The sequence below is a fragment of the uncultured Clostridium sp. genome (assembly GCF_937920395.1).
Classification (GTDB): domain Bacteria; phylum Bacillota; class Clostridia; order Clostridiales; family Clostridiaceae; genus Clostridium_AD.
In genome coordinates this window covers 1-4,537 of record NZ_CALEVF010000024.1, presented here as the reverse complement: position 1 = coordinate 4,537, position 4,537 = coordinate 1, and the positions used below count along the sequence as shown (strand labels likewise).

3 protein-coding genes, 1 pseudogene and 1 other annotated feature are annotated in these 4,537 nt (G+C 29.4%); all 4 genes and pseudogenes read left to right on the top strand.

From position 1 onward, the window contains the following. The coding region (locus tag Q0649_RS01600; protein ID WP_298836558.1) for a UPF0182 family protein at positions 1-885 on the top strand (885 nt) is incomplete at its 5' end. A gap of 107 nt (positions 886-992) precedes the next feature. Further along, positions 993-2,432, top strand: coding sequence for an NAD(P)/FAD-dependent oxidoreductase (locus Q0649_RS01595; protein ID WP_298836556.1), 1,440 nt, complete (start codon positions 993-995; stop codon positions 2,430-2,432). A 7-nt stretch (positions 2,433-2,439) separates the two neighbouring features. Then, positions 2,440-2,712 (top strand): annotated as a pseudogene (locus Q0649_RS01590) (DUF1667 domain-containing protein); the annotation flags it as partial. Positions 2,713-2,811: 99 nt separating this feature from the next. Further along, positions 2,812-3,013 (top strand) — a binding site (T-box leader). Positions 3,014-3,115: 102 nt separating this feature from the next. Further along, positions 3,116-4,399, top strand: coding sequence for a serine--tRNA ligase (serS, locus tag Q0649_RS01585; RefSeq protein WP_298836552.1), 1,284 nt, complete (start codon positions 3,116-3,118; stop codon positions 4,397-4,399). Positions 4,400-4,537: the final 138 nt, after the last annotated feature.

The following is a 4,537-nucleotide window of genomic DNA, read 5'->3' as shown; positions in this document are numbered from 1 at the left end:
GATTTTTATATAGTTGATAAAAATGATCCTATAGTAAATAGTTATTCAAAAATATTTCCCAAATTATTTAAAAATTTAGAGTCGGTTCCAACTGGTATTAGGGAACACTTCAAATACCCAGAGAGCTTATTTAATTTACAGGCAAATCTTCTAGAGAAATACCACATAACAGATCCAGGAGTATTTTATAATGGAGATGATGTATGGTCTATAGCAACGAATCAAGATAAAATTGAAGGTAAACAAGAGAAGATTGATGCTTCTTATTTAATAATGAAATTACCAAAGGAAAAAGAACAGGAAATGGTTTTACTGGAGTACTTCAATACCAAAGGTCGAGATAATATGGTATCGTTATTTGGAGCAAGAATGGATGAAGATAATTATGGTAAAATGGTCTTATATGTGTTGCCACCAAAGCAAACAGTATATAGCCCGGTATTATTTAAGCAGCAAATAAATCAAGATACGGTAATATCAAAGGAATTGTCACTTTGGAATACGCAAGGATCTCAGGTTCAATTTGGAGAAACCGTAATTGTGCCAATTAAAAACTCTCTACTTTACGTAGAACCTATGTATTTAAGGGCTAAGGGGAAAACAAGTATACCAGAGATGAAAAAAGTTATAGTATCTTATGGTGGTAAAATAATTCTAGATGACAATATAGAGTTAGCATTAGAACAGATATTTAATTATGATGATAAAAATAATATATCTAAATCTGTGTATAATACAAAGTTAGATTCTAAAGCATTGGATAACATAAAAATTGCTAAAGAGTTATATAACAAGGCAATGGTAGCCCAAAAAAATAGTGAATGGGATGAATATGGTACGTATATAAAGTTATTAGGTGATATATTGAATAAGGTAATTAAATAGAATATATTTAACATAATCTAAAAAGTTTCTATATATTACGCTCTATGTTTGAAAAAAGGATATAATAACAATGTGAAGAAAAAGTTTAGGTATGCTGGAGGGTTATAATGGATTATGATGTACTTATTTTAGGCGGAGGAATAATTGGATGTGCAGTAGCTTATGAGATTTCAAAATATAATCTTAATATAGCTGTTATTGAAAAAGACTATGATATAGCGGACGATGTAGCATTAATAAATACCGCTATGGTATATAATGGTGTTGAGAGTGAAGATACTTTAACAGCAAAGCTTGAACGTATGGGAAATAAAATGATGGATACTATAAGTGCTAAATTTAATATTCCATTCAAAAGATGTGGTTCCCTAATACTTGCTCAAACAGATGAAGAAGTAGATATAATAAAGGGAATATATAATAGAGCAATAGATAGAGGAACAAAGGATGTCCTTATTTTAGACTCGGAATATATATATGAGATGGAACCGAATCTAAATGTAAATATAAAAAAAGCTCTATATTCTAAAAATACTGGTGTGATTTGTCCGTTTGATTTAGCGTTATCTTACGGGGAAGTAGCATTTGATAATGGCGTTAAATTCAAACTAGAAGAAGAAGTAATAGATATTCAAGCGATGACAAAAGGATTTAAAGTTATTACAAATAAAAATAAATTAACTTGTAAAATGGTAATAAATACAACACCATCTGAAAATTATAGTATAGTAAATGAAAAAAGAGTAAATGAAAACAAAAATAAATCTAAAGTGAATGTAAATGATATTAATGTAAATAATAATGAGGGAGTATTAAAATATATACTTTTAGATAATAGTGAAAAAACAAAATATTCTCATGCATTATTTATGATTAATTCTAAAGGTGAGAGGATTTATACCCTACCAACTATGGAAGGCGATACAGTAGCTGCTATTAGTACAAGTGAGAATGTTAGTTATGATGAAGTGGTAAAAAGAGTGTCTAAGATAACAAGTGTTGTGGATGATATGAATGTTAAAATGTTTTTGGATTGGCCGTTTTTTGAAGACCCTATGGTGATTGATGATAGCAGTATAGATGAAGGGCTTATTCAAATCAAAGGAAAACATTATGGGCAAGTTACTATGACACCAGCTATTGCAAGTATTGTATGTGAGAGTGTAGTTAGTAATATGAAGTGCAAACTTAAAAAAGATTTTAATGATAAAAGAAGAGAAAATTATAAATTTCGCGATTTGTGTGATGAAGAAAGAAAAAGAGTTATAGAGCTTGATGAAAAATATGGTAGAATCATATGTGGATGCCAAAAGGTAACTGAAGGTGAAATAGTTGATGCTATACGCAGACCGTTAGGTGCTCGAACGGTAGAAGGAGTTAAAAGAAGAACGGGCGCTGCATTTGGAAACTGCCAAGGTGCACATTGCCTAAATAAAGTCGTTTCTATTTTAGCGAGAGAGACTAGTAAAAAGATGACAGAAATAACCAAGGACTCAAAAGACTCTAATATTTTGTTATGTAGAATAAAAGAATTTGATAGTATGTAGGGGATGAGTATATTTGAAAGAAGAGAATAGGTATGAAATTAATGAAAATGATGATATATTAACAACTTTAGTTAGGATAAAGGGTTCTGATTTATGTAATGTGGTTTCAGTAAAAACGAGTAAACCAATTAATAAGAAGATGTGGGTAGAATGTTCAAAGGCATTAAGTAGAATACATGTAGGTCCACCTATAAAAATAGGAGATGTAGTATGTAAAAATTTACTTAATACTGGAATTGATATTATTTGTACTAAAAATGTAGAAAGAAATAAAATATAAAATTTTTATTGACTTTATAATATATAAGATGTAATATTTTATATAAAATAAATGATATTACTTTGAAATGATTAGCATAAAAGTATAATTGAATAAGGTATAAAACCTATGATGAAAATAGTAACAAAATATAAAGGTTAAGAGAGTCAGTGGTTGGTGAAAACTGATACTTTTATTTTTGTGAATCCACTTCCGAGGGACTGTGAATAGCAGTACGGTATAACCGTTATATTTGATGAAGAGGATTAAATATTTATATTTAATCAAGTAGGGTGGCAACGCGGAGTCTTTCGTCCCTTTTTTAGGGAAGAAGACTCTTTTTTTATTGCATTTTATAGTTTAAGTATCTTAATTAATATTTGAGAATTAAAAACATTTATAATATATTTAAGGAGGAATAATTATGTTAGATCTAAAGAGAATAAGAAATAATCCAGAAGAAATAAAGGCATTGATGGCGGACAGAGGGGAAAATTTTAAAGTATCAATAATTGATGATGTTGTATACCTTGATAAAAAAAGAAGAGATATGTTAACAAAGGTTGAAGAGTTAAAAAACAGAAGAAACACTGAATCTGCACTTGTACCAAAAATGAAAAAGAATGGTGAAAGTGTAGAAGAAATAATGGTTGAAATGAAAAAACTTTCAGATGAAATTAAAAACTATGATGTTGAGTTATCTGAGGTAGATGAGAAAATTAAAGATATTATGTTAAGTATTCCTAATATTCCTAATAAAAATGTACCACTTGGAAATACAGAAGAAGATAATGTTGAAGTAAAAAAATGGGGAGAACCAAGAAATTTTAAATTTGAAACTAAAGCACATTGGGATTTAGGAGTAGATAATGACATTTTAGATTTTGAAAGAGGCGGAAAGATTACAGGTTCAAGGTTTACAGTTTATAAAGGACTTGGAGCAAGACTTGAAAGAGCGTTAATAAGTTACTTTTTAGATTTGCATGTGGATACAAATGGATATACAGAAATATTGCCTCCATATATGGTTAATAGGCAAAGTATGATTGGTACTGGACAACTACCTAAATTCGAAGAAGATGCTTTTAAGGTAGCAAATACAGACTATTTCTTAATACCGACAGCTGAGGTACCAGTTACTAATATATATAGAGATGAAATATTAAATGGTCAGGATCTTCCTATAAAACATGTTGCTTATAGTGCTTGTTTTAGACAAGAAGCAGGTTCAGCAGGAAGGGATACCAGAGGACTTATAAGGCAACATCAATTTAATAAAGTTGAGCTTCTTAAATTCACAAAGCCAGAAGATTCATATGCTGAACTTGAAAAATTACTTGCTGATGCAGAATCAGTATTACAAGGACTTGAACTCCCTTATAGAATAGTTAAAATATGTAAGGGTGATTTAGGTTTTACGGCTTCATTTAAATATGATATTGAAGTTTGGATGCCAAGTTATAATAAGTATGTTGAAATATCAAGTTGTAGTAATTTTGAGGATTATCAAGCAAGACGCGCAAACATTAGATATAAAGATAATAAAAAGGATAAGGCTCAGTACATTCATACACTAAATGGATCAGGAGTAGCTGTTGGAAGAGCATTAGCTGCAGTACTTGAAAATTACCAAAATGAAGATGAATCAGTAACTATACCAACAGTTCTATTAAAATATATGGGAACAAACACAGTAATTTCAAAATAGAAATTTAATAAATAGTATAACAAATAAATGCTTTAATATTTAATATTAAGGCATTTAATATAAAACATATATTGATTGCATTAAGGTGAATTGAAAAAGTAACTTCCACTTTGTAGAGTTAAGTTCCACTGTAAAAAA